Origin of the sequence: Streptomyces sp. NPDC008001, assembly GCF_042958085.1 — a bacterium.
Classification (GTDB): Bacteria; Actinomycetota; Actinomycetes; order Streptomycetales; family Streptomycetaceae; genus Streptomyces.
On the sequence record NZ_JBIBIZ010000001.1, the window covers coordinates 332,133 to 356,072 of the forward strand.

Sequence of the window (23,940 nt, forward strand, 5' to 3'; positions counted from 1 at the left end):
GATCGGGAGGTTTTCACGGGTCGGCGGGGCCGGGTGGGGCCGGTGAGCCGGTACGGCCGGGTGGGCCGGTGGGGCTGTGGCTGCCCGGTGGCTCACGGTGCCGCGGTGGCGGCTGCCGTGTTCCGCGGGGCTGCGCTGCGGTCCGGCGAAGGTGCTCCGGACGGGCTGTGGACGGGCTGCAGTTGGGGTCAGGGCGTGGGTGCAGGCGTGGATACGGGTGCGGGCGCGGGGCGTGCGGTTCGCGTGCCCAATGCCTCGGTAAGGGAGGCGAAGGCCGCCTCCGCGTGGTGGTCCGTCACGGCCGAGCGGTCCCAGGCCATGCGGACGAGCAGGTCGGAGCCGTAGGAGACGGAGACGGCGAACGGTGCCTGGACCGGGCGTCCGTCGATGTGGATCTCGCGCCCGGTGGCGTCGCCGAGCCGCAGCGCCGGCCGCCGGCCCAGGTCCTCGAAGGTGAGGAGGCCGTCGAGCCGCCCGGACCAGGGCACCCCGGCGCGGCGGGCCGCGTGAACGACCTCGTCGAAGGGGGTGTCCGCGTGGTCGAGGTCGTCCCACCATGCGGCGGCTCGGCCGGCCAGATCACCCTCGTCCGCCGGGTGGGCCACCGTGTTGAGGAAGCAGCCGAGGACGGGGGCCGCGGCGGGAGGCCGGCCGCCCCACGGGTATCCCAGGACGGGTACGGAGTCCGGGCCGTGGAGCGTGCGGGCGGCCCGGGCGCAGGCGTCGAGGAGGACGGGGAAGGCCGTGGCCCGCCCGCCGTCCGCGCCGAGGGGGAGCCGGCGCAGGGCGGTGCCCGTACCGGAACCTGACGGGGCGCCGGGGGCCGGGGTAGTGGTGGGAGTGCTGGTGCTGCGTATGCCGGACAGGCGCTGTGCCCAGTACGCGAGGGTGTCCGGCCGGGACGCCTTCTCCTCGGCGGTGAGCTGCAGGTGTACGGCGTCGCGATAGGCGGCCAGGCCGTCCGCCGCCGTGTCCGCCGGTATGTCGTGCGGTCCGAGTCCGTCGCGGTAGGCGTCGGTGAGGCCGGCGGTGATCAGGCCCAGCGACTGCTCGTCACAGGCCGCGTGATCCAGGACCAGGGCGAGGACTTCGCCGTCGCTGCTGCCGTCGTCGTCGGCGCCGTCATCCGGTCGGGAGGCCGCGTCGCCGGCCGCGAGGAAGAAGCGCAGCGGCGGCCCGTCGGCGGGCCAGTCGCCCAGGGTCCGCAGCAGCGCGTCACGGGCGCGCTCCCCGGGGCGGGGCCGCACCCGCTCCACGTGTCCGGCGGGCGTGCCGGGCACCTGCAGCGGTACCCCGCGCCGCACCAGCTGCCGCATCCGTAACGCCGGGTGCACGGCGGCCAGATGCCCGGCGGCCGCGCGCAGCCGCACCGGATCGATCGTCCCCGCGGGGAACCTGAAGAACAGCGGCACCAGGGTGGGCCGCCCCGCCGGATCCAGCTGCCGGGAGAGGAGGAACCGCCGCTGTGCGCCGGTGACGGGCAGGGCGCCGCCGGGGGCGTCGGCGCCGTCGGTGAGGCGCCGGTAGCGGGCGAGGTAGGACGCGGTGATGTTGCCGGGTTGCACGATGACCTCCGGTGCGCCGAGGGGCGCGACGGCTCGTGGGACGGGACGAGTGGCTGGACGGTTGGGATGGTCGAGTGGCCGGGGGACGGGATGGCGCGGGACCGTCGGAGCCGGGCAGGACGACCGGGTCGGCCGCGGACGGCCGGGTGGACTACGGGCGGCCGGGGCGGCGGCGAGGCGGAGGGACGGCCCGGGTGGTGCGTAGTGCTCGGGGGCCGCTCGATGACCGGGCCGGGCGGATACTCCCCGGTCAGTTCAGTTGATTCGGCCTGCTCGGCCTGCTCGGCCGATCCGGGCGGTCGCGGGGCGCCCGCTGCCGGGGGCGAGGGCTCACCACCTCGCCCCAGCGGCACCTCCCGCCGCCGCAGTGTGAGTAGCCCCCGGGGCGGAGTTCCGCAGCGCGCGGCCGGAGCCGGGCGCCGGGCCGGAGCGGGGGGCGTCGCTGGCGAGCGCCTCCCGGTCAGCCCGTGACCGCCTGCGGGGCCGGCAGGTCGCGCAGGCCCCGCAGCGGGGAGGCCAGCAGCGGCACCGGCACCAGCATGACCCCGGCGGCACACACCCACACGGCGGCGCGGGCCCCGGCCGCCTCGGCGACGGCCCCGCCGACCAGCGCGCCGAGGGGCATGGTGCCCCACACCACGAAGCGCAGCGTGGCGTTCATGCGGCCCAGCAACTCGTCGGGGCAGAGCATCTGCCGGAAGCTGACCTGCGCGACGTTGTAGACGACGGCGCCGAAGAAGACGGCCGCGGACGCGAGCGCGAACCACACGGCGGAGGCGCCCCGGCCGGCCAGCGGCCACAGCAGGGCGAACGGGCCCGTCACGACGGTCGACAGCCAGATGACTCTCGCCTGGCCGACCGCGCGGGCGAGCACTCCGGCGCACAGGGCGCCCGCCAGGCCGCCGACGGCCGAGGCGGACATCATCAGGCCCATGACGCCCGGCGGCAGGTCCAGCACGCGCACCAGGAAGACCGTCTGGACCGCCATGAGCATCGCGGTGAAGAAGTTCGCGAGCGCCGTGGCGCAGGCGATCATGCGCAGGACGGGGTGCCGGAAGACAAAAGCGAGACCTTCCCCGACCTGCGCGCGCAGCGGCACGCCCGGTGCGGGGGCGGGCTCCGGCTCGCGGGTCCGTATGCCGCGCAGGAAGAGCGCGGACAGCAGGTAGCCGATCGCGTCGGCGAGCAGCGCGAAAGGCGCCCCGAGGAGCTGGACCAGGGCGCCGCCCAGCCCGGGGCCCGCCACCTGGGCGGACGAACGGGCCGTCTCCAGGGCGCCGTTGCCCGCGACCAGTTGCTCACGGGGGAGCAGGGACGGCAGGTAGCTCTGGTGCGCGATGTCGAAGAAGACGGTGGCGACGCCGGTGATCAGGGCGACGGCGTAAAGCTGTGCCATGGTCAGCGCACCGGCCCAGGCGGCGAGCGGCAGGGTCGCCATCGCCGCCGCCCGGACGACGTCGGCGCGGATGAGGACCGGCAGCCGGCGCATCCGGTCCAGCCACGCCCCGGCCGGCAGGCCGACCAGCAGGAACGCCGCGGTCTCGGCGGCGGTCAGCAGTCCGGCCTCCATGGGGGAGGCGTCGAGGGCGACCACGGCGACCAGGGGCAGCGCCACCACGGTCACCTGAGCGCCGACCTGGCTCGCCGCGGCACCGGCCAGAAGAAGACGGAAGTCCCCATTCCATAAAATGCCGCCGCCGTGAGGCTTCATTGACAACATTTGGCAGACATTTGGGCATGACGCGGTGCTCAGTCAAAAATGACGGATATTTTCGGTCATTATCGTTCCTAATATGGACAACTCCCGTCGGCCGCAGGGTGAACGACCGGTGCCCTTCATCTGAACGGCCTTCTCTTTGACCTGCGGCGGGCCCCTGCGGGTCCCCGGCGGCCGGCCGGCCGGGGTGCGCTGAACGATTGTCCGGTATTCGGTGTCCGTGCACCGCAAGACGGCCACCGCAGGCGGTCGTCGTGGGGAGGCGCGGCGGGCCCCGGAACCCTGGCATGATCGAGGGATGTCTGAACAGATCATCGCCGCCTGTGACGGGGCATCGAAGGGCAACCCCGGGCCCGCGGCCTGGGCCTGGGTCGTCGCCGACGCGACGGGCGCCCCCGAGCGCTGGGAGGCCGGCCCGCTGGGCCGGGCCACCAACAACATCGCGGAGCTGACCGCCCTGGAACAGCTCCTGGAGGCCACGGACCCGGCCGTCCCGATGCAGGTGCGGATGGACTCGCAGTACGCGATGAACGCCGTGACCAAGTGGCTGCCCGGCTGGAAGCGCAACGGGTGGAAGACCTCGTCCGGCTCGCCCGTGGCCAACCGCGAGCTCGTCATCCGCATCGACGCGCTCCTGGCGGGCCGTACCGTCGAGTTCCGGTACGTGCCGGCCCACCAGGAGAACGGCGACCCGCTGAACGCGATCGCCGACCAGGCGGCCAGCGACGCCGCGGCCCTCCAGCAGGCGGCCGGCACCTCGCACGGAGCCGAGGGCCTGCCCGTGCCGGCCCAGCGCGAGCCCTCGGCGGCACGGCGCACGGGACCGCCGAAGAGCCGCAAGCCGCGCTCCTCCGGCACGGCGACGATCAAGGCGAAGTTCGCGGGCCGCTGCCCGTGCGGTCAGCCGTACGCGGTCGGCGAGAAGATCTCCAAGGGCGAGCGCGGGTGGGGCCACCCGGCGTGCGCCACCGCGTAACGCCCGCCACCGCGTAACGCGCGCCACCGTATAGCCTGCGCCCCGCGTAATTCGCTCGCGCCCCGTGCGGGCCGCTGCCTAGGGTCGGTGGATGCCGACGACCGAACTGCAGCGGATCAAGGCCTTCATGCTGGACTTCGCCCGCCGCCAGGCGGGGCGCGCCGTGGCCCTCCCGGGCGTCCCGGAGGGATTCGCCGTACGTGACGACGTCTTCGCGCTGTCCCGTGCGAACAATCAGCTCGTCGTCGGCGGCGGGCCGGTGGACCCCGGTGTGCTGCGGGCCCTGGCGGACGAGGCGCTCGGGGACCTGCCGCACCGCCTGATCTCGGTGTTCGACGACGAGGCCGGGGCGGCCTGCGCGGCGCCGCTGACCGAAGCCGGGTACCGGCACTCCGTCTGCCTGGTGATGCTGCACGCCGGCCCCGTGCGGCCCGCCGCTCGCGCGGCGGAGATCGTGGACCTGGACGCGATCCGCGGCCCGCTCACCCGGCGCTGGCACGGTTTCCAGCCGGATGCCGGCGAGGAGGTCGTACGGCAGTTGACCGAGTGCCGCGAGGCGCGGCGCCACGGTGCCGACGTCGTCCGCTTCATCGGCTCCCGCGCGGACGACGGCGAGGTCGCGTCCTGGGCCGACCTCTACCTGGACCCGGAGTCCGGCACGGCACAGATCGAGGACCTCGTCACGGCGGAGGACCGCCTCGGACGCGGCCACGCCGATGCGGTGCTGTCCACGGCCCTGCGCCTGGCCCTCGACGCCGGCTGCGGCACGCGCTTCCTGATCGCCGACGCGGCGGACTGGCCGCGCCACTGGTACGCGCGCCGCGGATTCGGGGAGATCGGCCGCGTCCACGTCTTCGAGCGACTGTAGGGCGCGCGCCGCCGCCCGGCCGGTCCGGCCGGTCACGGTGAATGCTCCGGTGGCGGTGGGGTTTTCCGCGGAATCGGGGTGCTTACGGGTCAGGTGGGATTCCTGAGGTGACCCGCCGGTCCGCCGGGTCGGCTCAACCTGACCTATACATGACCCTCACCCGGTGGTGCCATGGGCCGCGCACAGCGTCCCCGCACAGCGTCCCCACGCAGGGAAGGAAAGGGGAATCCCATGTTCAGACCGGTGATGACAGCCGGCGCGGCCGTGGCCCTGATGGCCGCCGCGTCGTTCGCACCGTCCTCGGCCGCATCGGAGGGGGTGCCTCCGCCGGACAGGGTCGTCATCGACGTCGTGGCGGTCAACGGCTCCGGGTGCCCCGCAGGGACGGCCGCCGTGGCCGTCGCGCCGGACAACACCGCCTTCACGGTGACCTACAGCAGGTACCTCGCCCAGGTGGGCGTGGGCGCCAAGCCGACCGACTTCCGGAAGAACTGCCAGCTGGGCCTGAACATCCACGTCCCGCAGGGCTTCACCTACGCCGTCGCCAAGGCGGACTACCGCGGCTTCGCGCACCTGGAGTACGGGGCGTCGGGCATGGAGCGGGCCAGCTACTACTTCCAGGGCATGTCCCACACGACCTCCGTGAGCCACCGCTTCACCGGCCCCGTCAGCGACGACTGGCAGGCCACGGACGTGACGGACGTCGCCGAACTCGTCTACGCCCCCTGCGGCGTGCAGCGGCTCCTCAACGTCAACACCGAACTCCGGGTGGCCGCCGGCTCCTCGGACCCGGCGACGACCACCAGCTTCATGGCGATGGACTCGACCGACGGCAGCGTCAGCACCGTGTACCACTTCTCGTGGAAGGAGTGTCCCTGACCCCTGAGCCGCCGCCTTCGGGCGCACGAGTCCGTCCATGGAATCTGGAGCAGGGGGAGGTATCTCCATGTTGGGACCGGTGGTGATCGGCTGTGCCGCCGTGGCGTTGCTCGCCGCTCCGGTGGCACCCTCACCGGCCGCTGCGGATGGGGAGCCTCCGCCTGACCGCATCGTGATCGACGTCGTCGGCGTCAACGGCTCCGGCTGCCCGGCCGGAACGGCCAACGTGACGGTCGCGCCGGACAACACCGTCTTCACGGTGACGTACAGCAATTACGTCGCCCAGGCGGGCGTCGGCGCGAAACCGACCGACTTCCGGAAGAACTGCCAGCTCAGCCTGAACGTCCACGTCCCGCAGGGCTTCACCTACGCCGTCGCCAAGGCGGACTACCGGGGCTTCGCCCATCTGGAGAAGGGCGCGGCCGGCCTGGAGCGGGCCAACTACTACTTCCAGGGCATGTCGCAGACCACGTACGTGAACCACCACTTCACCGGCCCGCTCCACGACAACTGGCAGACGTCCGACACCACGGACATCGACGCACTGGTCTACGCCCCCTGCGGCGCGGTCCGTTACTTCAACATCAACACGGAACTGCGCGTGGACGCCGGGACGTCGGACCCCACGCGGACCACCAGCTTCGTGGCGATGGACTCGACGGACGGCAGCATCAACACGCTCTACCACTTCGCCTGGAAGCAGTGCCCTCGCGGCTGACGCGGCGCGGGGCGACAGCTGAGCACCCGTACCCCCCACCCCACCCCCAACTCACCCCACCCTCACCCCCATCCCCGACATCGGCGGCCGACGTCGACCATGCCCTCGCCACCGCCATGCGCGCGTGGCTCACCGCAAAGGGGCTCTGAACCCATGGGCATCTACGGCCAGGACTGGGCCTCCTACCAGCCCTCCACCCCCGACACCACAGGCCTTTCCTTCGTCTTCGTCAAGATCACCGAAGGCATCTCGTACGTCAACCCGAAATGGCCCCGCCAACGCGATCACGCCAAGGCGGCCGGCCTCGTGTGGGGCGCCTACCACTACCCGCACATGGCCAACCACCCCCATGGAGAAGCCGACTACTTCCTCGACCAGGTGGCGTGGCGGCCCGGTGACCTCGTCGTCCTGGACTGGGAAGGCTACGACGACGCCAACCGGGGCGTCCCGCGCCCCCAGCAGGCGGCCTACAAGGAATCCTGGCTCCGGTACGTCAAGGGCCGCCTCCCCGGCCACCGCGTCGGCATGTACTGCAACGTGGACTACTGGCTCCACGTGGACCGGACCGGCTTCTACGGCGACTTCCTCTGGATCGCCACCGCCGGACGCCCCGCCGGCGCCCCGGGGATCCAGGCCGACTGGCTGTTCCACCAGTACTCCGACGCCGGCGTCGACCGCGACTACTGCCACCTCCGCAGCGTCGACGAACTACGCGCCTGGGCCCGCCTCTCGCAAGCCCCCGACCCCTCGGAGGACGCCATGCCGCAATGGATCACCGGTCGCGTCGAGCCCGGCCCGCAGCCCACCGTGGTGCTCGTCCCGGCCGGAACCGCCTGGAACGCCCACCCGAACCGCCGACTGCACCTCGGCATGGACCAGATCGCGCCCACGTCGCCGACCGGCAGCGTCCGCGTCGCCATCCACGACGGAACGACCTGGCGCGCCATCCGGACCGTGGACCTCGCCTCGGCCCAGGGCACCGTCGACGTGCCGCTCACCTCGGGCGACGTGAAGGTCAGCCTGCAGACCCCGGACGCCGGGATCGTCTACGCCGTCGAGACCTGGTGACTGCGGAGAAGGAATGGATGCCCCCACCCCCATGAGAATCTTCGGACGCGAACCGGCGTTGTGGCTGACTCTGGTGGCCGTCGTCGTCAAGACCGTCTCCGCGTTCTGGGTCGAGGTCACGCCGGGCCAGCAGGCCGTCATCAACGCCGCGCCGCCGCCCTCGTCGGCCTGATCCTCGCCGTCTTGGCCCACGACGCCATCGGCGCCGCCGCGCTCGGCCTGGCACAGGCCGTCCTCGCCCTCGCCGTCGGCTTCGGACTGGACTGGAACAGCGACCGCCAGGCCGTCGTGATGTCCCTCCTCACGGTCATCGTCGGCATGTTCGACCGCACCCAGGTCACCGCCCCCACCCCGGCCCCGGCCGTGCCCCGAGCTCACCGGTAGGCGCCTTTCGATCCCCGGACTCACACCAGAACGGCCGGCGTGACGCCGGCCGAGCACTCAGCCCCACGCGCCCGGCGCCGGCGGCTCGACCTGATCACTTTCGACTTCAGCAGCACGATCGCCCTGCTGGTCCTGCTGGGGGTGGGGCTCGCGCTCGTCACGCCCGCCCTGCAACTCGTCGTGCCCTCGATCGTCGGGGAGGAGCAAACTCCGCGCGGGTACGCCCGCCTGGAGACGTTCCGCTCGGCGGGTAACGTCGCCGGCCCGGCGCTCGCCGGACTGCTCGTGGCCGCGTGCGGAGACCGCATCGCCCTGCTGTGCGATGCGGCGACGTTCGCCGTGATGGCAGCAGTCCTCCTGGTGCTGAGGGTGCGGCGGGAGCCTGCCGGCGGTGGCGCCGGGTCAAGCTGGCTGGAGCAGGTGCGCGAAGGCGTCGGCGTGCTGGGCGCGGACAGGCTGCTGCGCACCGCGATCCTCGCCCTGGCCTCGGCCATCGTCTTCACCGCGATCCTGAGCGTGGCGCGCGTGTTCTTCATCCGGGAAGACCTGGCCGCCTCCGACACCGGTTACGGAGTGCTGGTCACCGCGCACACCGTCGGAATGCTCCTGGCCTCCGCATTTCTGGCCCCCCGGATTCCGCTGGAGTGGCAGCCACGCGTCCTGGCAGGTGCGGGACTCCTGATGGGAGCGGCCTTGTCCGTCAGCGCCGGTGTTCCGGTGTTCGCCGTCGCCTTCGCGGCGTTCGTGCTCACCGGCGTAGCCAACTCCCTGCAGGGGCTGGCGATCCGCAATCTCATCCACGCCAGGGTCCCGGCCACCGTGCGAGGGCGCGCGTTCGCTTCCTCCGGCGCCGCCCTCAACGGAGCCAACCTCGCCGGAACGGCCCTGGGCGGGCCGGCCGCGAGCCTGCTGGGCGGAGCGGGTGCCCTGCAACTGGCAGGCGCCGGGACCCTGCTGGCGAGCCTGGCCGCCGCCCCCGCCCTGCTGCGCCGACCGGCAGGGCCTCCGCGGAATGCTGCAGGAGAACGTCCGCTGCCGGTCGATCACGCTCGTGAGTGACGGTGAGGTGATGTGAGTGACGTGAGTGAGCTGACGGTTCCGCACAACCAATCCAGCCGGAGCTCAGGCGAGGAGGCCTCCCGTGTGGTCGTCCTCGGCCAGTTGTCTCCAGGAGTGTCCCGGGGTGCGGAAGGCCTCCGGGTCGATGGCCTCGATCATCGCGTCGACCCGGCTGACCAGGAGGGAGTGCGGGTGGAACACCGCCCAGGTGCGGTTGCCGACGCCGTACTCCCACCGGCGCCATTCGGCCCGCAGCCGTTCGTACGTCCAGACCGCGTAGAGGAGCGCCGAGAGGTCCGCGTTGAGGTAGGCCTCGGGCTCGCCGTCGTCGTACCAGTCGGGCAGCTCCAGGCGGCCGGTGGCGCCGTCGAGGGCGATGACGAGGTCGTGCGGCCACCAGGCGAGGGCGACGAAGTCGCGCTGGTAGGGGCGGTCCGCAATCGCGCCGCGCTCCTCCGGGGCCGCTTCCGCGCCCTCCGGCTCGCCCGTCTCGTCCGCATCGTCGAACGCGTCCGGGTGGGCTTCCGCCATCGTGCGGAGGGGCTCGCCCGAGACGCCGAAGAACATGCCGCCGAGGGGAAGCCCCACCTCGGTGAGCAGCCGGCGGGTCGGTTCGTGGGTGAGGACGGCGGGGAGCTCCTCCGGCCGGTAGCGGTGCACGCCTTCCTCGCCGTCGAGGGAGGCCAGCTCCTCGACGAGCTCCGGGCCGAACTCGTACATGAGGCCGTCCGGTCCGCCCCGGCGGGCCCCGTGGTGCAGCGAACGGATCAGCAGCGCGGTGTCCCAGTGCGCCGGAGGGGCCTCGCCGGCGAACAGGCGCGGGTCGGCGGCCCGCATCCGCCGCTCGGCTTCCTCCCGCACCTCGGCGACGGCCTCCGGTCCGCCGCGCCCGCCGGCCCGCGGGGCGACCGCCGTCACCGCCTCGCAGGCGTCGATCAGCTCCGCGAGGGCGGGCAGGCCCGATGCGAGCAGGTCCCCGCGGAACCGGCCGGCGGACCATTCGGCTATGCGGACCTCGCCGGTCGTACCGTTCAGGACGACGGGGCTGCCGCAGTAGCCGGTCTCTCCCAGGACGAACAGCCGCTCCCCGGCGGGGGATTCGCCGCCCCCGGGCGGGGCGAAGGCCTCCAGCACGCCCGCGCGGAGGCCGGTGAAGTCGAGGTCGGCCGCTGCCGCGGGCAGACCCGTCCCGGTCAGGAACCGCCGCGTGGGACCGTGCGTCAGCCCGTCCGGCAGCGCCGTCACCGTCAGCCGCTCCGGCCGCTCCTCCTCGCCTGCCCCGGTGCGTCGTCCGCCGTCTGCCGTTGCGGTGTCCATGCTGTGCTTCCCCCGTTGCCGGTGATCAAGTGGTGGCCCCGACGATAGAGGGAGCCACTGACAGCACTGACACCGGCGATGGAGCCGCCCCCACCCGGTCCGCCCCCACCCCGGACGGCCGCCCCCGCCCCGGCCGGAGCATCATGGCCCCATGGGAACCAGACCTGTCCTCGTCTACGACGGTGACTGCGGCTTCTGCACCACCGCGGTGCGGTTCGCCGAGAAGTACGTCCGGCCGCGCTGCTCCATCGTCGCCTGGCAGTTCGCCGACCTCGGCGAACTCGGCGTCACCCGGGAACGCGCCGAGCACGAGCTGCTGTGGATCGCCCCCGGCGGCACCGTCCACGGCGGCGCCCAGGCCGTCGCCAAGCTCCTGCTCAGCGCACCCGGCGCGTGGGCCGTCCCGGGCGCGGTGCTCACCCTGCCGCCGGCGCGCTGGGCGGGCCACGGCCTGTACCGGCTGATCGCGGACAACCGCCACAGGCTCCCGGGCGGAACGGCCGCCTGCGCCCTCCCCGCGGACCGCCGTCCCGGACCCGGCTAGGACAGCAGGCCGGCTGCCCCGTTCCCGGCCGGCTGCTCCGTTCGGGGGAGCGCGAACCACCCCCTGCGCGCCCCGGGCCGGGCAGCCGGCAAGCGCCGACGCCTTTCACGCATCACTGTGGAAGGAGAAGTAAGGAGAAGACGGCAGCCGCGGCGCGTCCGGCGGAAGTCCGGCGGAAATCCGGGGAAGGAGGTCCCGTGTGACGGACGAACCCATGACGCTCTTCCACGAGAGCCCCGAGGACCCCTTCTCGGTCGGCAACTCGGCCTCCGCCGTGCTGGACGACCGGGGGACCATCGTGGGCTGGGGCCCCCGCGCCGAGGCGCTCCTCGGCCACCGGGACGCGGACGTGATCGGGCGGCCCGCGCTCGACGTGCTGGTGGACCCCGCCGACCGGGACCGGATCGTGGCCGCGGCCGCCGAGTGCCGGGAGGCGTCCGGCTGGTTCGGCATCGTGCCCGTCCGGCACCGCGACGGCCGGAGCGTCCGCGTCGGCGTCCGGGCCCGCTGCGTCACCCGCGGCCCAGGCTGCGAGTGGTTCCTCGTCGGCGCCCCTGCGGAGGAGGTGGCCCAGTGGGAGACGGACCGGTCGATCCTCGACGGGCTGTTCCGGCGCGCGCCCATCGGCCTTGCCGTCCACGACACCGACCTGGGCATCCTGCGGATCAACCGCGCCGTCGCCCGGATCGGCGGCATCACCCCCGAGCAGGCCCGGGGCCGGCGGACGGGCGACTTCCTCGTGACGGCGGACACCGAGACGGTGGAGCGCGGCCTGCGGCACGTGCTGGCCACCGGACACCCGATGATCTTCACCGAGCAGCCGTGCCGGCTGCGCAGCGACCCCTCCCGCATCCGCTACGTCTCCGTCTCCGCGTTCCGGATGGAGGATTCGGCGGGGGAGATCCTCGGCGTCACCCAGTTGGTCGAAGACATCACCGAAAGCCACCGGGCCAGGCTCCGGCTGGCCCTGCTCAACGAAGCGGGCGCCCGCATCGGGACCACCCTGGACGTCACCACCACCGCCCACGAGCTGGCCGACGTCCTCGTCCCGGAGCTCGCCGACTGCGTCACCGTCGACCTCCTCGAACCCGTCAGCCGCGGAGAGGAACCCTCGCAGGACGGCTTCGGGCCCGTCCGCCGGACGGCCATCAGGTCCGACACCCCGGGCGCCGAGGAAGCCCTCAACCCGCTGGGCAGCCTCATCCGCTTCGGCCCGGAGACCCCGCAGGGCAGGTGCCTGGCCGAGCAGAGCCCGATCCTCGTGCCGGAGCTCCGCACCGCCGAGGACCACGCCGTCGTCGCCCAGGAACGCGCCGCGCACGCCCGGGAGCTGGGCGCCCACTCCGTGATGATGCTGCCGCTGGCCGCCCGCGGACTCGTCCTCGGGCTCGTCAGCCTGTGGCGCTCCGGCTGCCCCGAGCCGTTCGAGGAGGACGACCTCACCCTCGCGGGAGAGTTCGCCGCCCGCGCCGCCGTCTGCATCGACAACGCCCGCCGCTACACCCGCCAGCACCAGGCCGCCCTGACCCTGCAGGTCCGCCTGCTGCCCGGCGAACTGCCCGAGCTGCCCGCCGCCGAGATCGCCCACCAGTACATTCCCGCCGGCGCGGTGGAGGGCGTCGGCGGGGACTGGTTCGACGTCATCCCGCTGTCCGGGGCGCGCGTCGCGCTCGTCGTCGGCGACGTGATCGGGCACGGCATCGACGCCGCCGCCACCATGGGCCGCCTCCGCACCGCCGTCCACACCCTGGCCGAACTCGACCTCGACCCCGACGAGGTCCTCTCGCACCTCGACGACCTCGTGCACGGCCTCGCCGCCGAACAGGAGCACAACAGCCGCGACTTCCCCCTCGACCAGGTCACCGGCGCCAGCTGCCTCTACGCGGTCTACGACCCGGTCTCCCGCTGCTGCTCCCTGGCGCGCGCCGGTCACCCGCCGCCCGCGCTGGTGACCCCCGACGGGAAGGTGACCTTCCCCGACCTTCCCGCCGGGCCGCCGCTCGGCCTGGGCGGGCTGCCCTTCGAGGCGGCCGAGTTCGAGGTGGCCGAAGGCAGCCTCCTGGCCCTCTTCACCAACGGCCTCATCCAGACCCCGACCCTCGACGTCGACGCCGCGCTTGACCGCCTCTCGCAGGAGCTCGCCCGCCCCGGCTGCTCCGTGCACGAGACGGCCAAGGCCGTCGTGGACGCTCTCCTGCCCGCCGAGCCCGGCGACGACGTCGCCCTCCTCCTTGCCCGCACCCGCGTCCTGCCGGACTACTGCGTGGCCACCTGGACGCTGCCCGCGGACCCGCGCGCCGCCGGGCAGGCCCGCACGCTGATGACCGACCAGCTCAGCGACTGGGGGCTGGACGAACTGGTCTTCACCACCGAACTCATCGTCAGCGAACTCGTCACCAACGCCTACCGCTACGCCGGCGGCCCGGTCACCCTCCGGCTCATCCGCGGCCCCCGCCTCATCTGCGAGGTCTCCGACACCAGCAGCACCGCCCCCCACCTGCGCCGGGCCCGGACGACCGACGAAGGCGGCCGCGGCCTCTTCCTCGTCGCCCAGCTGACCGAGCGCTGGGGCACCCGCTACGGACGCGACGGCAAGACGGTCTGGACGGAGCAACTGCTGCCGTGACGCACCCGGGCGGGCGAGCCGGCCCCGGCCGAGGGGCTTACGGCAGCGGGCGGACGGGCGTCACCCGGCGGATGTGGACGAGCACATCGAACGCGTCGGCCAGGGAAGCGACCGCGATGTGCCCGGCGGCATCGCGGGCAGGGTCGTAAACCCCGCTGATGACGCGGAGCTTGGCCGGACCGTCCCACCGGCGGCGTACTGCGTCGCGGCGCAGGTCGAGCCAGTGGGCGGGCAGCTCCGCCTCACCCAGCATGGCGTCGATCGTGTCCCCGGCCGGCGCCGGGACGACGGCGACACCGAGATCCCCGTGGTGGAAGCCGATCGCCACCGAAACGTACTGCGTGCCGTAACGCTTGCGCAGCAGGCTGCCGACGCTGGGCTGCGGGCCGTCCTCGGGGGCCGGGCCCAGGACCGTCTCGGCTGCCGAGGTGTGGGCGATGCCGTCCCAGTAGACCACCCGAAGGCCCGTACGACGCTGGTGCTCGGCAATGACGTCCGCCCACACCGCGGCGTCGCCCGCGTACGTGCCGCGTCCGGCGACACTGCCCTCGTGGAACTCCACGATCAGGAGCATCCGGGCCAGGATGCCGTCACCGTCACGGCCGTTACCGGGCAAGGACCGGAGCAGCGCGAGGGCGTCGCGGGCGTGGCCGGCGAACGGGCGTCCCGGGTGCACTCCCCGGGCCCGCTGCACGTGCTCATCGGTCTCGTGCGCCGTGCGGATCGGGTCCAGGTGGGAGGCCAGCTCCGCCAGTCGGTCCGGGGCCCACTCACGGACGTGTGCCAGGACGGCGTCGTAGTCCTCCGGCCGGGCCTGTACGGGCTTCACGCCGAAGATCCGGACCGGGTCGCCGGGGTGGTCCCGGTTGAACGCCCGGATCCACTCCAGCGCCGCGGCCGTCTCGGCGGTCCGCCAGGGCCGCCAGGCGCCGTCGAGCGCGGACTCGGCCGAGCCCTCGCCGCCGCGCACGTATCTGTCGAGCGCGGCGGCGACGCCGGCACCCTCGTGCACGGCCAGCGCCCGGAACCCGTGGTGCCGGACCAGGCGGCGGAAGAGCTGGTCCCGCACGCCGAAGGTCTCCCGGGAGGAGCGCGTCGCCTCGCCGATGCCGACGATCGTCGCCGGGCCCGCGAGCGTCCCGGCGAGCTCGTCGAGGGCGGTGTCGGACAGGCTCGCAGTGCCAGCACCGGTGTCAGTGTCAGCGCCAGTTCCAGCGGCAGTCGTGCGGGCGATATCGGTGCTGTCGTTCGTCATGTCCTCAGCCTCGTACCTCAAGCTTGATCGAGGTCAAGAAGATCATCTCGAAGTGGCTATAGATGAGACCAATGGCTGACATGGATTGCAGCTCTTGGACGCTATAGGTGCAGGTCATGCACAGTGGAACACGTCGGCCCCCACCGGCATCCACCCCAAGGGAGTGACTCATGCACCACCTCGCCCAAGGAGTCCAGCGCTTCCGGCAGGACGTCTTCCCCCGGCGCGCGGAGCTCTTCGAGCGGCTCGCCACCACGCACGAGCCCGGCGCCCTCTTCATCGGCTGCTCCGACGCCCGCGTCGTCCCCGAGCTGATCACCCAGCGCGAGCCGGGCGAGCTGTTCGTCATCCGCACCGCGGGCAACCTCGTCCCCGCCTACACGCCCGGCCCCGACGCCGTGGCGGCGGGCGTCGAATACGCCGTCGGCGTCCTCGGCGTCGCCGACATCATCGTCTGCGGGCACTCCGCCTGCGGCGCCATGACCGCCCTCGCCGAGGGGCAGGACCTCGCCGCCCTCCCGGCCGTGGCCGACTGGCTGCGGCACGCGGACGCCGCCCGGGCCCGTACCGCCCGCAACGAGGAGGCGGCCGAGCCGTACGACAAGGTCGCCGCACTCGTACGGGGCAACGTCGCCGCCCAGCTGGCGAACCTCGCCACGCACCCGTCCGTCGCCCGGGCCCTCGCCCGGGACGCCGTACGCCTCCACGGCTGGGTCTTCGACATCGGCAGCGGCACCGTCGAGGAGCTCGACGCCGGCCGCGGCCGCTTCGCCGCCCTCCCGGCCGCCTGACCCGCCGGCTCGTCCGGGCGTCAGCACGACAGCGCACCCGCACATCAGCGCGCCAGTACCCCAAGACACCCGTACACAGGCACACCCGTGCCTCAACCCACCAGTGAAGGACACCCCATGACCATCCACGCCCAGTTCGACCCGCAGGCCCGTCAGCAGCTCGCCGTCGCCGCCGTCGAGGCCAAGACCCGCAAGGACCTCACCTGGCAGGAGCTGGCCGATGCGGCCGGCCTCTCGGTCGCCTTCGTCACCGCAGCCGTCCTCGGCCAGCACGCCCTCCCGGCGGACTCCGCGAAGGCCGTCGCCGGGCTGCTCGGCCTGGACGACGACGCGGCGATGCTGCTGCAGGCCATACCGACCCGCGGCTCCATCGACGGCGGCGTCCCGACCGACCCGACCATCTACCGCTTCTACGAGATGCTGCAGGTCTACGGCACGACCCTCAAGGCCCTCGTGCACGAGCAGTTCGGCGACGGCATCATCAGCGCGATCAACTTCAAGCTGGACGTGAAGAAGGTCGCCGACCCGGAGGGCGGCGAGCGCGCCGTGATCACGCTCGACGGCAAGTACCTGCCCACCAAGCCCTTCTGACGCCCTCGTCGCCCGCACCGGTAAACCCCGGTCCGCCCGCGCCCGGCCCCCCGCCGGGCGCGGGCGCCCGCCCACCCCAAGGAGCACCCCGTGGACTTCGCCCAGCGCACCATCGACATCGCCCGCAGGAACGTCCGGGAGGGCGGCCGCCCCTTCGCGACCGTCATCGTCATGGACGGCGAGATCGTCGCCGAGAGCCCCAACCTCGTCGCGCAGACCTCCGACCCGACCGCGCACGCCGAGATCCTCGCCATCCGCGCGGCCTGCACCCGGCTCGGCACCGAGCACCTCACCGGGGCCACCGTCTACGTCCTCGCGCACCCCTGCCCGATGTGCCTGGGCTCGCTCTACTACTGCAGCCCCGACGAGGTGGTCTTCCTCACCGGGCGCGACGACTACGCGCCCCATTACGTGGACGACCGCAAGTACTTCGAACTGGGCACCTTCTACGCGGAATTCGCCAAGGACTGGAGCGACCGCCGCCTGCCGCTGCGCCACGAGCCCCGCGATGCCGCCACCGCCGTCTACCGGGAGTGGCAGGAGCGCAACGGCGGAAGCCGCCGCGTGCCCGGAGCGCCCACCGCCTGACCCCGCCGGCCCGCCCCCTCCGTCGCCGGCCGGCATCGCGCTTATCACACTTCGAGCGCGGTGTCTGGTGCCTTCGGCCCGGTTGTCCGATGGTGAAGGCAACTAAGGCTCATCTACGGCTCGACTTGGGCTCAACTCCTGCCGGATCACCGGTATTTGATTGCTGCCCGGCGTGCGCCGCAGGCAGAGGAGACGGGAAGGAGAGAGGGGGAGGGGGTCATGAACTGTCCCGAATGTGGCGCGTCGACCATCAACGGTCCCGACGGGAAGTCCTCGTGCTCACAGTGTTCATGGCAGTCTGGGTGACATGGAAGAGCAGGCATGGCGCTCGCACGCCGCACCGGGCGAGCCCTACTACACCACCAACACCTGCAGTGGCTGCGGGTCCGTCGTCCTCGGGGTACACGGCAGGTGGACGTGTGCCTCGTGCGGGACCTGCAGCCCGTACCAGGAGCCCCCCGAGGGCTGGGCCTCGGAGATCGCTCCGGAAGGGAAGGACGGCACGGGCCAGGGGAGCGATGACCCCCAGGCCAGACGCTAGGGCGCGGCGCCGGGCGACCGGTGCGGCCCGTGCCGGACCGCCCGGCGGCCCTCAGGCCGCCAGGCCGACCGGCTCTCCTATGCGCTGCGCGGCGGTGCGCCATGCGCTGGTCACCGCCTCGTGGGCGTGCACGGTGGCCGACGCCCGGTCGCCGGTCAGCCGGACGGGTGCACCGATGTGCACGTGCAGGGCCGGCCGGCGTACGGGCGCGGTGACGAGTCCGGCGAGCTGCTTGGGGCGGCTGCCGGAGGTGACGCGCCGGGCCCCCGCCTGTCCCAGGGGGACGACGGGGGCCCCGGTGGTGAGGGCGAGGTGGGCCAGCCCGCGGCGGAAGGGGCGGGGCGCCGCCTCGCCCGCGTCCTTGCGGCGGGGGACGGCGCCCTCCCCGTAGATGAGCACGAGCCGGCCGTCCGCGAGCGCGGCCGTTGCTCCGTCGAGCGCCTGTACCGCGCGCGGGTCGTTGCGGTAGACGGGCACGTACCCCTCGTGGGTGAGCATCCGCCCGAGCAGCGGGATCCGCCACAGGCCTGCGGCGGCCAGCGCGACAGGGGCCACGCCCAGCCGGTGCAGGGCCGCGAGCACGATCGCCGGGTCGGCCAGCGAGGTGTGGTTGGCCGCGATGATGCTGCCGGGCAGCAGGGCCGCGCCGGGATCGGAGGTGACGGTGAGCCGTCCGACGGCGGGCACCAGGGCGGAGGCGAGCCGGCCGAGCACCCGGGTCAGCCGTTCTGCGGCTTCTGGGGCTTCGCCTCGCTCGGCCGTACGATCACGAAGCCCTCGCCCTCCAGCTTGAGCTGGACGGCCTCGCCGGAGCCGCCGCGCAGCATGGAGCCGAGGCTCTGCGAGCGGTGCAGCGAGGTGCGGAGGACGGCGGACCAGCCGACGACGGCGTCGGTGTCCACGTACACGGGGCTCTGCGGGGAGACGGGGATCACGATGGGGTTCCCCTCGCATATCACCCCGAGCTTCCCGTGGCCGCTGAACACGGAGTTGAACAGCCCGCCGCCCGTCATGCCCGCACCCTTCACGGTGTGGATCTCGTAGGAGAGGGTCGGGTCGAAGCACAGCACGTTGCGGCCGTTGACGGTGAGGCTCTCGCCGGGGGCCAGGTCCACGATGAAGCAGTTGGCGGCCTCGTGCGCGAACCAGACCTCCCCGCGGCCGCGCACGGTCATGAGGGCGAGGCCCTCGCCGGTCACGGCCCGCTTGAGGAAGTTGCCGACGCCCTGGCCGTGCTTCTCGAACTGCAGGTCGCCCCGGAAAGCGACCATCGAGCCCTGGCGTGCGTAGCACTCGCCGTCGACCGCGTAGACGATGGACTTGGCGTTGTGCACGGCCATGCCGGGGGCGGTGGCCGGCTTGGCCATGTTCTGTTGGGCGAAGAGGTCGCTGTGCATGAACCGCATGATCACCTATGGACGGGCCGGGCGGCAACGGCGTGAAGCGGGGCGGATGCGGGCGCGCACTGCGCCTGGTCCTCCGCGCCGCCCCCGGCGGTCGTCGTCGCCGTGACGGTCACGGTGGTCGTGCACGTGGCGGCGAGGGCGCTGCCGGCGACGGTGAGAGCGGTCAGGAACGCCGCGGCCGTGCGGCGGAGACCGGTGAGGGGAGAGGAGCGGGTGCCGGCTGCGGCGTGCTGGTTCATGGCGCTTCCCTGGCTGGTGGGCGGTTCTCCGGCTCGTGGGGGGGGGGGGACCGGCCGCAGCCGGTCGCCGTTGTCCCGGTGTTCCGAGTGTCGGAGCGGGCAGCGTTCCGGAACAGGGGTTTCCTGTTGCCTCGGGGGGACGAGGCGCCGGACAACCGCTGGTCACCAGCCGTGATGCGCATGTGAGGGAAGTGCCCTCGGAGGGAGGGCAGGTGAATCCCGGGCTCCCGTGCGGCCGGGGGCGGCCGCGCGGTCAGGGGCAGCCGGGCGCGTACGGCACGTCCGGCAGGAGGCGGTGCCAGAGCGGCCGGCCGGTGGCGCTGCCGAGGGCCTTGCAGGTCCGCGCGAGGACGCCGGGGACGTCCAGGTCCCACCAGCGCACCGTGCCGTCCTCCGCCACGGACACCACCGGTCCGCCCTCGCCGAGGAAGGCCGCGTACCGGACGCGGTCGGTGTGGCCGGTGAGGGTCAGCAGCAACCGGCCGGTGGCCGGGTCCCAGATCCGTACGGTGTTGTCGCGGCCCGTGGTCACCAGCCGGGTGCCGGAGGGGTCGAAGGCCGCCGAGGTGACGGGGCCGGTGTGCCCTGCCAGGGTGCGCAGGCTCCTGGTGCCCGTGCGGTCCCAGAGCCGGACGGTGTGGTCGCGGCTGGCCGTGGCCAGCAGCCCGTGGCGGGCGTCGGCGGCCAGGCCGAAGACGGTGTCCTCGTGCTCGGTGAGGCGGCGCAGTTCGCGGCCGTCGGACAGGCGCCAGATCCGGGCGGTGTTGTCGAGGCTGCCGGTGGCCAGCGTGGACCGGTCGAGGAACAGCACGCGGTAGACGCCGTCGCCGTGGCCGAGCAGCGACCGCTCGGGCAGCGCCCCGCTCCCGGCGAGCCGCCACACCTTCGCGCTGCGGTCCTCCCCGGCGGTCGCGAGCACCGCGGGGTCCCCGGGGCGGAAGGCGACCGAGGTGACCGCCCGGTCGTGCGCCCGCCAGCGGTGGACCGGCCGTCCGGGGTCGGCGGTGCGCCACACGGTGGCGGTGCCGTCCTCGCCGCCCGCCGCGACCAGGGAACCGTCCGGGCTGAACGCCACCGCCCGCACGGGGTCCTGTCCCGCCGTCACCGTGCGCAGACCGCGACCGGCCGTGCGGAGGAGGCGCACGGTGCCGTCCCGGCCCGCGAGGGCGAGGAGGGAGCGGTCCGGGCTGAGGGCGCCGTCCAGCCAGGCCGAGCCGGGGAGCGGGGTGGTGACGGTGGCCTGCGGGGTCCACAGGCGCACCGAGCCGTCCTCGCCGGACGTCGCCAGCGTGCGGCCGTCGGGGGAGTAGGCGATGGAGTGGACGGGGCCGATGTGGCTGACGAGTTGCGCGATGCGGCGGTGTTCGGCGATGTCCCAGATGCCGGCGGTGTCGTCCTGGCCGGCGGCGGCCAGCTGCCTGCCGTCCGGTGAGAACGCGACGCCGAACACGGAGTCCGAGAGCCCTTCGAGCGAGCCTTCCCGCTCGCCGGTCCGGGTGTCCCACAGACCGATGCGGTCGAGCCACTCGCCGGTGGCCAGGCGGTGCCCGTCCGGCGAGAAGGCCAGCGCCCGGACGCGGCCGAACTCCCGGCTGCCGATGACCCTCGTGCCTCCGCCGGCCGTGTCCAGCAGCCACACGCGTCCGTCCCGGCCCGCCGCCGCGACCTGCTGGCCGTCGCCGCTGACGGCCACGGCGTACAGCCAGCCCAGGCCGGCGTCCCTGACCTCCGTACGGGGCGGGCCCCCGCCCAGGTGCGTCAGCCGGACCGTGCCGTCCTCGCCCGCCGAGGCCAGCAGCTCCCCGCCGTCCGACAGGGCCACCCCGCGGACGGTCCCGCGGTGCCTGCTCTCCCGGGGCAGGGGGAGCGGCACGGGGCGGCCCCCGGCGCGGTCCTGCACGGTCACGGCGCCCGCTTCGTCGCCCCACGCGACGAGGCCGCGGCCCCGGGCCGCGGCCAGCGCGCGCACCGCGCTCCCGTTCCTCACCACCGCCACCTGCCGGTGCGTGCGGGCGTCCCACTCCCGTACGGTCGCGTCCGCGCCCGCCGACAGCAGCCGCTTCCCGCCGGGCAGCCAGGCCACGGCGAAGGCGCGCTCGCGGTGCCCGGTCAGCCGGCCGGCGTACGGCAGGGCCTGCGTGCTCAGGACGGCGCCGGCCGCGGCCGGGGTGTGGGCGTCGCGCCAGGCGCCGGTCGCGAGCAGTATCGCCACCTCGGGCCGGGGCGCGCTGCCCGCGACGGCCCGGAAGGCCAGCTCCTCGGAGTGGGCCACGTGCCGCTCGGCGTCCGCCCGCAGGCTCTGGTGCACCGCCGTCGCCCCGCCGGCCAGCGTGAGCGCGAGGAGGACGGCCAGGGACACCAGCAGCCGGTACAGCCGCCGCGCCCGGCGCCGCTCCGTCTCCTGCTCGGCCGCCGCCAGCGCGCTCGCCGCCTCCAGGAAGGCCCGCTCGGTCCGGCCGGCCGCGGCCAGGGGATGCCCGGCCACCTCGCGGGCCGCCGCCAGTCTGCTGCCCCGCGGCAGCAGCGCGGGATCGCGCCCCTCCGCCTCCCACTGCGCGGCCGCGGCGCTCAGCTGCTGCAGGCCGTGCAGCGCCGCGGCGTCGGCCTCGATCCACGCGTGCAGCCGCGGCCACGCCCGCAGCACGGCCTCGTGCGCCAGCGTGACCCGGTCGGCGTCGACGGTCAGCAACCGCGCCGCCGTGAAGGCCTCCACGACCTCCAGTGCCGCCCCGGCCTGTGCCCCGAGGTCCTGCGACAGCCGCTCCCGCGTCACCCTCCGGCGCGCCGACCGCCCGTCCTGGTCCACGCGGACCAGCTGCAGCAGGACGGCTCGCGCGGCCTCCCGGCAGGCGGGGGACAGCCGCCCGTACGCCCGCTCGGCCGTCGCCGCGACCGCCCCCGCGATCCCGCCGGCCTGCTGGTAGCCCTCGACGGTCAGCAGGGTGCCGCGGCGCCGCTGCCACGTCGCCAGCAGGGCGTGCGAGAGCAGCGGCAGCGCCCCCGGCTCGTAGCAGCCGCCGTCCTCCCCGCCGCTCTCCCCGAGGCCGTCCGCAATCGCGGGACCGCCCGCGCCGCCGAGGCCGTCCGCGACCCCCAGGTCCCGCAGGATCAGCTCGGCCAGGCCCGGCTCCAGCTCCAGGCCCACGGCCCGGGCCGGCCGCACCACGGCCTCCCGCAGCTCCTGCTCCCGCATGGGCTCCAGGGGCAGCTGGCCCGCCCCCAGCGCCGCCGCGAGCACGGGGAACGCCAGGCACCTGCCGTAGAAGTCGGCCCGCACGCCCAGCACCACCAGCGCCGCGGAGCCGCCCCTGTCATCGGCGGGTGCGGGGCCCGTCGCCAGCGCGTGCACCGCGCGGACGAACTCCGCCCGCTCCCGGGCGTCCTGGCACAGCGTGAAGACCTCCTCGAACTGGTCGACGACCAGGACGGCCCGCCGCGGCGCCCCGCCGCCCGCGCCCGCTCCGCCGGTCCGTGCACCGGCCTGCCGGGGGCGGCGGTTGAGCGCGGCGTGCACGGCGCGGGCCAGCGCCCCGGCCCCGCCGCCGGTCAGCGCCCTGCGGAGGTGGTCGCGATCCGCCGGGGCGGCCTCCGCCAGCCGGGACAGCAGTTCCTCCACGGGCCGTTCGCCCGGGCGCATCGTCACCACCGGCCAGCGGCTCGACCCGGCGACCGGCAGGACGCCGCGGCGCAGCTCGGGCACCAGCCCCGCGTGCAGCAGCGACGACTTGCCCGTGCCCGACGCGGCGACCACGGCCACCGGCCCGGAGCCGTCCAGACGTTCCGTCAGCTGCCGGACGAGCGCCGCCGTCGCCCGCTCCCGGCCGAAGAACCAGCCCGCGTCCTCGGCGTCGAACGCCGCCAGACCGCGGTACGGGCACACCTCCAGCAGCCCGCCGCGCCCGTTCCGGCGCCCGCCCTCCGGCTCGGGCACCAGCCGGGTCAGCACCCCGCCGGCGCCGAGGGCCTCCTCGCACCGCCGGGCGACCTCGGCGGTCATCGGCTTCTCGCCGGTCTCGACCCGGCTCAGATAGCCCTTGGTGTAGTGGACGGCCCGGGACAGCCCGGCGAGCGACATGCCCCGCTGCTGCCGCAGCCGGCGCAGCTCCTCGCCCGCGGCCGTGGCCACGGCGGGGGAGGGGCCGTCCTGGTCACGGTCGTCTCCGCGTGGGTGCACGGTCCGCCCGCCCTTCCGTCCGAATCCGCCGGCAGGTCTTCTGCTCCACGCCTGCTTAGCTCGTCCGGAGAGGGCGGCTCACCCACGATGGTGACAAAACAGCCCAACGAGTGACTAATTGCGCTTGGCCGAGGCGTTGTAGCGCAGCAAGTACGCGGCGAAGCGGTCGAGGTCCGCCCCGTCCCAGTCGCCCAGGCGTTCCCGGAAGGCCGCGCGGCGGTTGGCGGCGACCTGGGCGAGGGTCCCGGCCCCGCGGGCGGTCAGGTGCAGCACCTGGGCGCGCTGGTCCTCGGGTGCGGGCCGGCGCTCGACGAGACCGAGCCGCTCCAGGGCCGCGACCTGCCGGCTGACCGTGGACTTGTCCAGCAGGTAGTGGGCCGCCAGGTCCGTGGCCCGGCATCCGCCCTGCTCCTCCAGGTGGGCGAGGAGGGTGTACGAGACGAGCGAGAGCTCGGGGTGGAGGCGGGCCGCGGCGGCCCGCGCGCGGCGGGCGAAGGCGGTCAGCTCGCGCTGGATGGTCTCGAGAGATGCGTCACGGTCGGGCACGGATGTTTCCTTTCCGGTTCTGGTTGTATAGTACAACTTAAAGAGAAAGTTGTAGAAGCCAACTAGTTTTCGGAGTCCACGAAGCGCC

Annotated in this window: 23 protein-coding genes; 14 read left to right on the plus strand and 9 right to left on the minus strand. The window is 74.0% G+C overall.

Annotation, left to right across the window (positions count from 1 at the left end):
- Positions 1 to 188: 188 nt before the first annotated feature.
- A complete protein-coding gene (locus ACFZCD_RS01435) occupies positions 189 to 1,565 on the minus strand; it encodes a non-ribosomal peptide synthetase (protein ID WP_391826659.1) in 1,377 nt (458 codons plus the stop codon).
- 460 nt (positions 1,566 to 2,025) lie between these two features.
- Positions 2,026 to 3,276 (minus strand): MFS transporter, encoded by a 1,251-nt coding sequence (locus ACFZCD_RS01440; protein ID WP_391826661.1) that lies wholly within the window; start codon positions 3,274 to 3,276, stop codon positions 2,026 to 2,028.
- Positions 3,277 to 3,580: 304 nt separating this feature from the next.
- On the opposite strand from ACFZCD_RS01440, the gene ACFZCD_RS01445 reads away from it, so the two are divergent.
- From ACFZCD_RS01445 to ACFZCD_RS01480, 8 genes are all read left to right on the plus strand, one after another.
- A complete protein-coding gene (locus tag ACFZCD_RS01445) occupies positions 3,581 to 4,258 on the plus strand; it encodes a ribonuclease H (protein WP_391826663.1) in 678 nt (225 codons plus the stop codon).
- Positions 4,259 to 4,349: 91 nt separating this feature from the next.
- Complete coding sequence (locus ACFZCD_RS01450; RefSeq protein ID WP_391826665.1) at positions 4,350 to 5,126, plus strand: GNAT family N-acetyltransferase; 777 nt, start codon at positions 4,350 to 4,352, stop codon at positions 5,124 to 5,126.
- Positions 5,127 to 5,357: 231 nt separating this feature from the next.
- The gene (locus tag ACFZCD_RS01455; protein WP_391826667.1) at positions 5,358 to 6,005 is read left to right on the plus strand and encodes a DUF4360 domain-containing protein; all 648 of its coding nucleotides are present in this window, start codon (positions 5,358 to 5,360) and stop codon (positions 6,003 to 6,005) included.
- A gap of 67 nt (positions 6,006 to 6,072) precedes the next feature.
- Positions 6,073 to 6,723 carry a DUF4360 domain-containing protein gene (locus ACFZCD_RS01460; protein WP_391826669.1) on the plus strand — a complete coding sequence of 217 codons (651 nt, stop codon included), beginning with the start codon at positions 6,073 to 6,075 and terminating at the stop codon, positions 6,721 to 6,723.
- A 153-nt stretch (positions 6,724 to 6,876) separates the two neighbouring features.
- Entirely contained in the window at positions 6,877 to 7,791 is a 915-nt protein-coding gene (locus ACFZCD_RS01465) for a glycoside hydrolase family 25 protein (RefSeq protein ID WP_391826671.1), read from the plus strand.
- A 31-nt stretch (positions 7,792 to 7,822) separates the two neighbouring features.
- Positions 7,823 to 7,963, plus strand: coding sequence for a hypothetical protein (locus ACFZCD_RS01470; protein ID WP_391826673.1), 141 nt, complete (start codon positions 7,823 to 7,825; stop codon positions 7,961 to 7,963).
- Positions 7,964 to 7,974: 11 nt separating this feature from the next.
- Positions 7,975 to 8,175, plus strand: coding sequence for a hypothetical protein (locus tag ACFZCD_RS01475; protein WP_391826675.1), 201 nt, complete (start codon positions 7,975 to 7,977; stop codon positions 8,173 to 8,175).
- Positions 8,176 to 8,214: 39 nt separating this feature from the next.
- On the plus strand, positions 8,215 to 9,234 hold the full coding sequence (locus ACFZCD_RS01480) for an MFS transporter (protein WP_391826677.1): 1,020 nt from the start codon (positions 8,215 to 8,217) through the stop codon (positions 9,232 to 9,234).
- Between the two features lie 63 nt (positions 9,235 to 9,297).
- Here ACFZCD_RS01480 and ACFZCD_RS01485 read toward each other — a convergent pair whose 3' ends face one another.
- Entirely contained in the window at positions 9,298 to 10,551 is a 1,254-nt protein-coding gene (locus ACFZCD_RS01485; protein ID WP_391826679.1) for an SUKH-4 family immunity protein, read from the minus strand.
- A gap of 151 nt (positions 10,552 to 10,702) precedes the next feature.
- Here ACFZCD_RS01485 and ACFZCD_RS01490 point away from each other — a divergent pair, with 151 nt between their 5' ends.
- Positions 10,703 to 11,095 carry a thiol-disulfide oxidoreductase DCC family protein gene (locus ACFZCD_RS01490; RefSeq protein ID WP_391826680.1) on the plus strand — a complete coding sequence of 131 codons (393 nt, stop codon included), beginning with the start codon at positions 10,703 to 10,705 and terminating at the stop codon, positions 11,093 to 11,095.
- Positions 11,096 to 11,309: 214 nt separating this feature from the next.
- Positions 11,310 to 13,721, plus strand: coding sequence for a SpoIIE family protein phosphatase (locus ACFZCD_RS01495; protein ID WP_391827910.1), 2,412 nt, complete (start codon positions 11,310 to 11,312; stop codon positions 13,719 to 13,721).
- Positions 13,722 to 13,758: 37 nt separating this feature from the next.
- Here ACFZCD_RS01495 and ACFZCD_RS01500 read toward each other — a convergent pair whose 3' ends face one another.
- On the minus strand, positions 13,759 to 14,976 hold the full coding sequence (locus ACFZCD_RS01500; protein ID WP_391826682.1) for an erythromycin esterase family protein: 1,218 nt from the start codon (positions 14,974 to 14,976) through the stop codon (positions 13,759 to 13,761).
- A 170-nt stretch (positions 14,977 to 15,146) separates the two neighbouring features.
- On the opposite strand from ACFZCD_RS01500, the gene ACFZCD_RS01505 reads away from it, so the two are divergent.
- The 4 genes from ACFZCD_RS01505 to ACFZCD_RS01520 all read left to right on the plus strand — a co-directional run bounded on the left by ACFZCD_RS01505 (position 15,147) and on the right by ACFZCD_RS01520 (position 17,487).
- The gene (locus ACFZCD_RS01505) at positions 15,147 to 15,767 is read left to right on the plus strand and encodes a carbonic anhydrase (protein ID WP_391826684.1); all 621 of its coding nucleotides are present in this window, start codon (positions 15,147 to 15,149) and stop codon (positions 15,765 to 15,767) included.
- Positions 15,768 to 15,884: 117 nt separating this feature from the next.
- Positions 15,885 to 16,358 carry a cyanase gene (gene cynS, locus ACFZCD_RS01510; RefSeq protein WP_391826686.1) on the plus strand — a complete coding sequence of 158 codons (474 nt, stop codon included), beginning with the start codon at positions 15,885 to 15,887 and terminating at the stop codon, positions 16,356 to 16,358.
- A 90-nt stretch (positions 16,359 to 16,448) separates the two neighbouring features.
- Positions 16,449 to 16,946 carry a nucleoside deaminase gene (locus ACFZCD_RS01515; protein ID WP_391826689.1) on the plus strand — a complete coding sequence of 166 codons (498 nt, stop codon included), beginning with the start codon at positions 16,449 to 16,451 and terminating at the stop codon, positions 16,944 to 16,946.
- Between the two features lie 307 nt (positions 16,947 to 17,253).
- Entirely contained in the window at positions 17,254 to 17,487 is a 234-nt protein-coding gene (locus ACFZCD_RS01520; RefSeq protein ID WP_391826691.1) for a hypothetical protein, read from the plus strand.
- A gap of 51 nt (positions 17,488 to 17,538) precedes the next feature.
- On the opposite strand, the gene ACFZCD_RS01525 is transcribed toward ACFZCD_RS01520, so the two are convergent.
- The 5 genes from ACFZCD_RS01525 to ACFZCD_RS01545 form a co-directional block, all read right to left on the minus strand.
- Entirely contained in the window at positions 17,539 to 18,201 is a 663-nt protein-coding gene (locus ACFZCD_RS01525; RefSeq protein ID WP_391826693.1) for a lysophospholipid acyltransferase family protein, read from the minus strand.
- Between the two features lie 5 nt (positions 18,202 to 18,206).
- Positions 18,207 to 18,884 (minus strand): AIM24 family protein, encoded by a 678-nt coding sequence (locus tag ACFZCD_RS01530; RefSeq protein WP_391826695.1) that lies wholly within the window; start codon positions 18,882 to 18,884, stop codon positions 18,207 to 18,209.
- Between the two features lie 11 nt (positions 18,885 to 18,895).
- Complete coding sequence (locus ACFZCD_RS01535; protein WP_391826697.1) at positions 18,896 to 19,132, minus strand: hypothetical protein; 237 nt, start codon at positions 19,130 to 19,132, stop codon at positions 18,896 to 18,898.
- Between the two features lie 253 nt (positions 19,133 to 19,385).
- Positions 19,386 to 23,306, minus strand: a complete 3,921-nt coding sequence (locus ACFZCD_RS01540; protein WP_391826699.1) for a helix-turn-helix domain-containing protein — start codon at positions 23,304 to 23,306, stop codon at positions 19,386 to 19,388.
- A 114-nt stretch (positions 23,307 to 23,420) separates the two neighbouring features.
- The gene (locus ACFZCD_RS01545; RefSeq protein ID WP_391826701.1) at positions 23,421 to 23,852 is read right to left on the minus strand and encodes a MarR family winged helix-turn-helix transcriptional regulator; all 432 of its coding nucleotides are present in this window, start codon (positions 23,850 to 23,852) and stop codon (positions 23,421 to 23,423) included.
- Positions 23,853 to 23,940 lie beyond the last annotated feature (88 nt).

Excerpts from the sequence above, each read along its gene's own strand:
- ACFZCD_RS01470 (WP_391826673.1), top strand. The coding sequence starts at position 7,823 with ATGAGAATCTTCGGACGCGAACCGGCGTTGTGGCTGACTCTGGTGGCC.
- ACFZCD_RS01445 (WP_391826663.1), top strand. The coding sequence starts at position 3,581 with ATGTCTGAACAGATCATCGCCGCCTGTGACGGGGCATCGAAGGGCAAC.
- ACFZCD_RS01450 (WP_391826665.1), top strand. The coding sequence starts at position 4,350 with ATGCCGACGACCGAACTGCAGCGGATCAAGGCCTTCATGCTGGACTTC.
- ACFZCD_RS01500 (WP_391826682.1), bottom strand. The coding sequence starts at position 14,976 with ATGACGAACGACAGCACCGATATCGCCCGCACGACTGCCGCTGGAACT.
- cynS (WP_391826686.1), top strand. The coding sequence starts at position 15,885 with ATGACCATCCACGCCCAGTTCGACCCGCAGGCCCGTCAGCAGCTCGCC.
- ACFZCD_RS01520 (WP_391826691.1), top strand. The coding sequence starts at position 17,254 with ATGGAAGAGCAGGCATGGCGCTCGCACGCCGCACCGGGCGAGCCCTAC.
- ACFZCD_RS01460 (WP_391826669.1), top strand. The coding sequence starts at position 6,073 with ATGTTGGGACCGGTGGTGATCGGCTGTGCCGCCGTGGCGTTGCTCGCC.
- ACFZCD_RS01465 (WP_391826671.1), top strand. The coding sequence starts at position 6,877 with ATGGGCATCTACGGCCAGGACTGGGCCTCCTACCAGCCCTCCACCCCC.
- ACFZCD_RS01485 (WP_391826679.1), bottom strand. The coding sequence starts at position 10,551 with ATGGACACCGCAACGGCAGACGGCGGACGACGCACCGGGGCAGGCGAG.
- ACFZCD_RS01530 (WP_391826695.1), bottom strand. The coding sequence starts at position 18,884 with ATGCACAGCGACCTCTTCGCCCAACAGAACATGGCCAAGCCGGCCACC.
- ACFZCD_RS01505 (WP_391826684.1), top strand. The coding sequence starts at position 15,147 with ATGCACCACCTCGCCCAAGGAGTCCAGCGCTTCCGGCAGGACGTCTTC.
- ACFZCD_RS01490 (WP_391826680.1), top strand. The coding sequence starts at position 10,703 with ATGGGAACCAGACCTGTCCTCGTCTACGACGGTGACTGCGGCTTCTGC.
- ACFZCD_RS01535 (WP_391826697.1), bottom strand. The coding sequence starts at position 19,132 with ATGAACCAGCACGCCGCAGCCGGCACCCGCTCCTCTCCCCTCACCGGT.
- ACFZCD_RS01440 (WP_391826661.1), bottom strand. The coding sequence starts at position 3,276 with ATGAAGCCTCACGGCGGCGGCATTTTATGGAATGGGGACTTCCGTCTT.
- ACFZCD_RS01455 (WP_391826667.1), top strand. The coding sequence starts at position 5,358 with ATGTTCAGACCGGTGATGACAGCCGGCGCGGCCGTGGCCCTGATGGCC.
- ACFZCD_RS01495 (WP_391827910.1), top strand. The coding sequence starts at position 11,310 with ATGACGCTCTTCCACGAGAGCCCCGAGGACCCCTTCTCGGTCGGCAAC.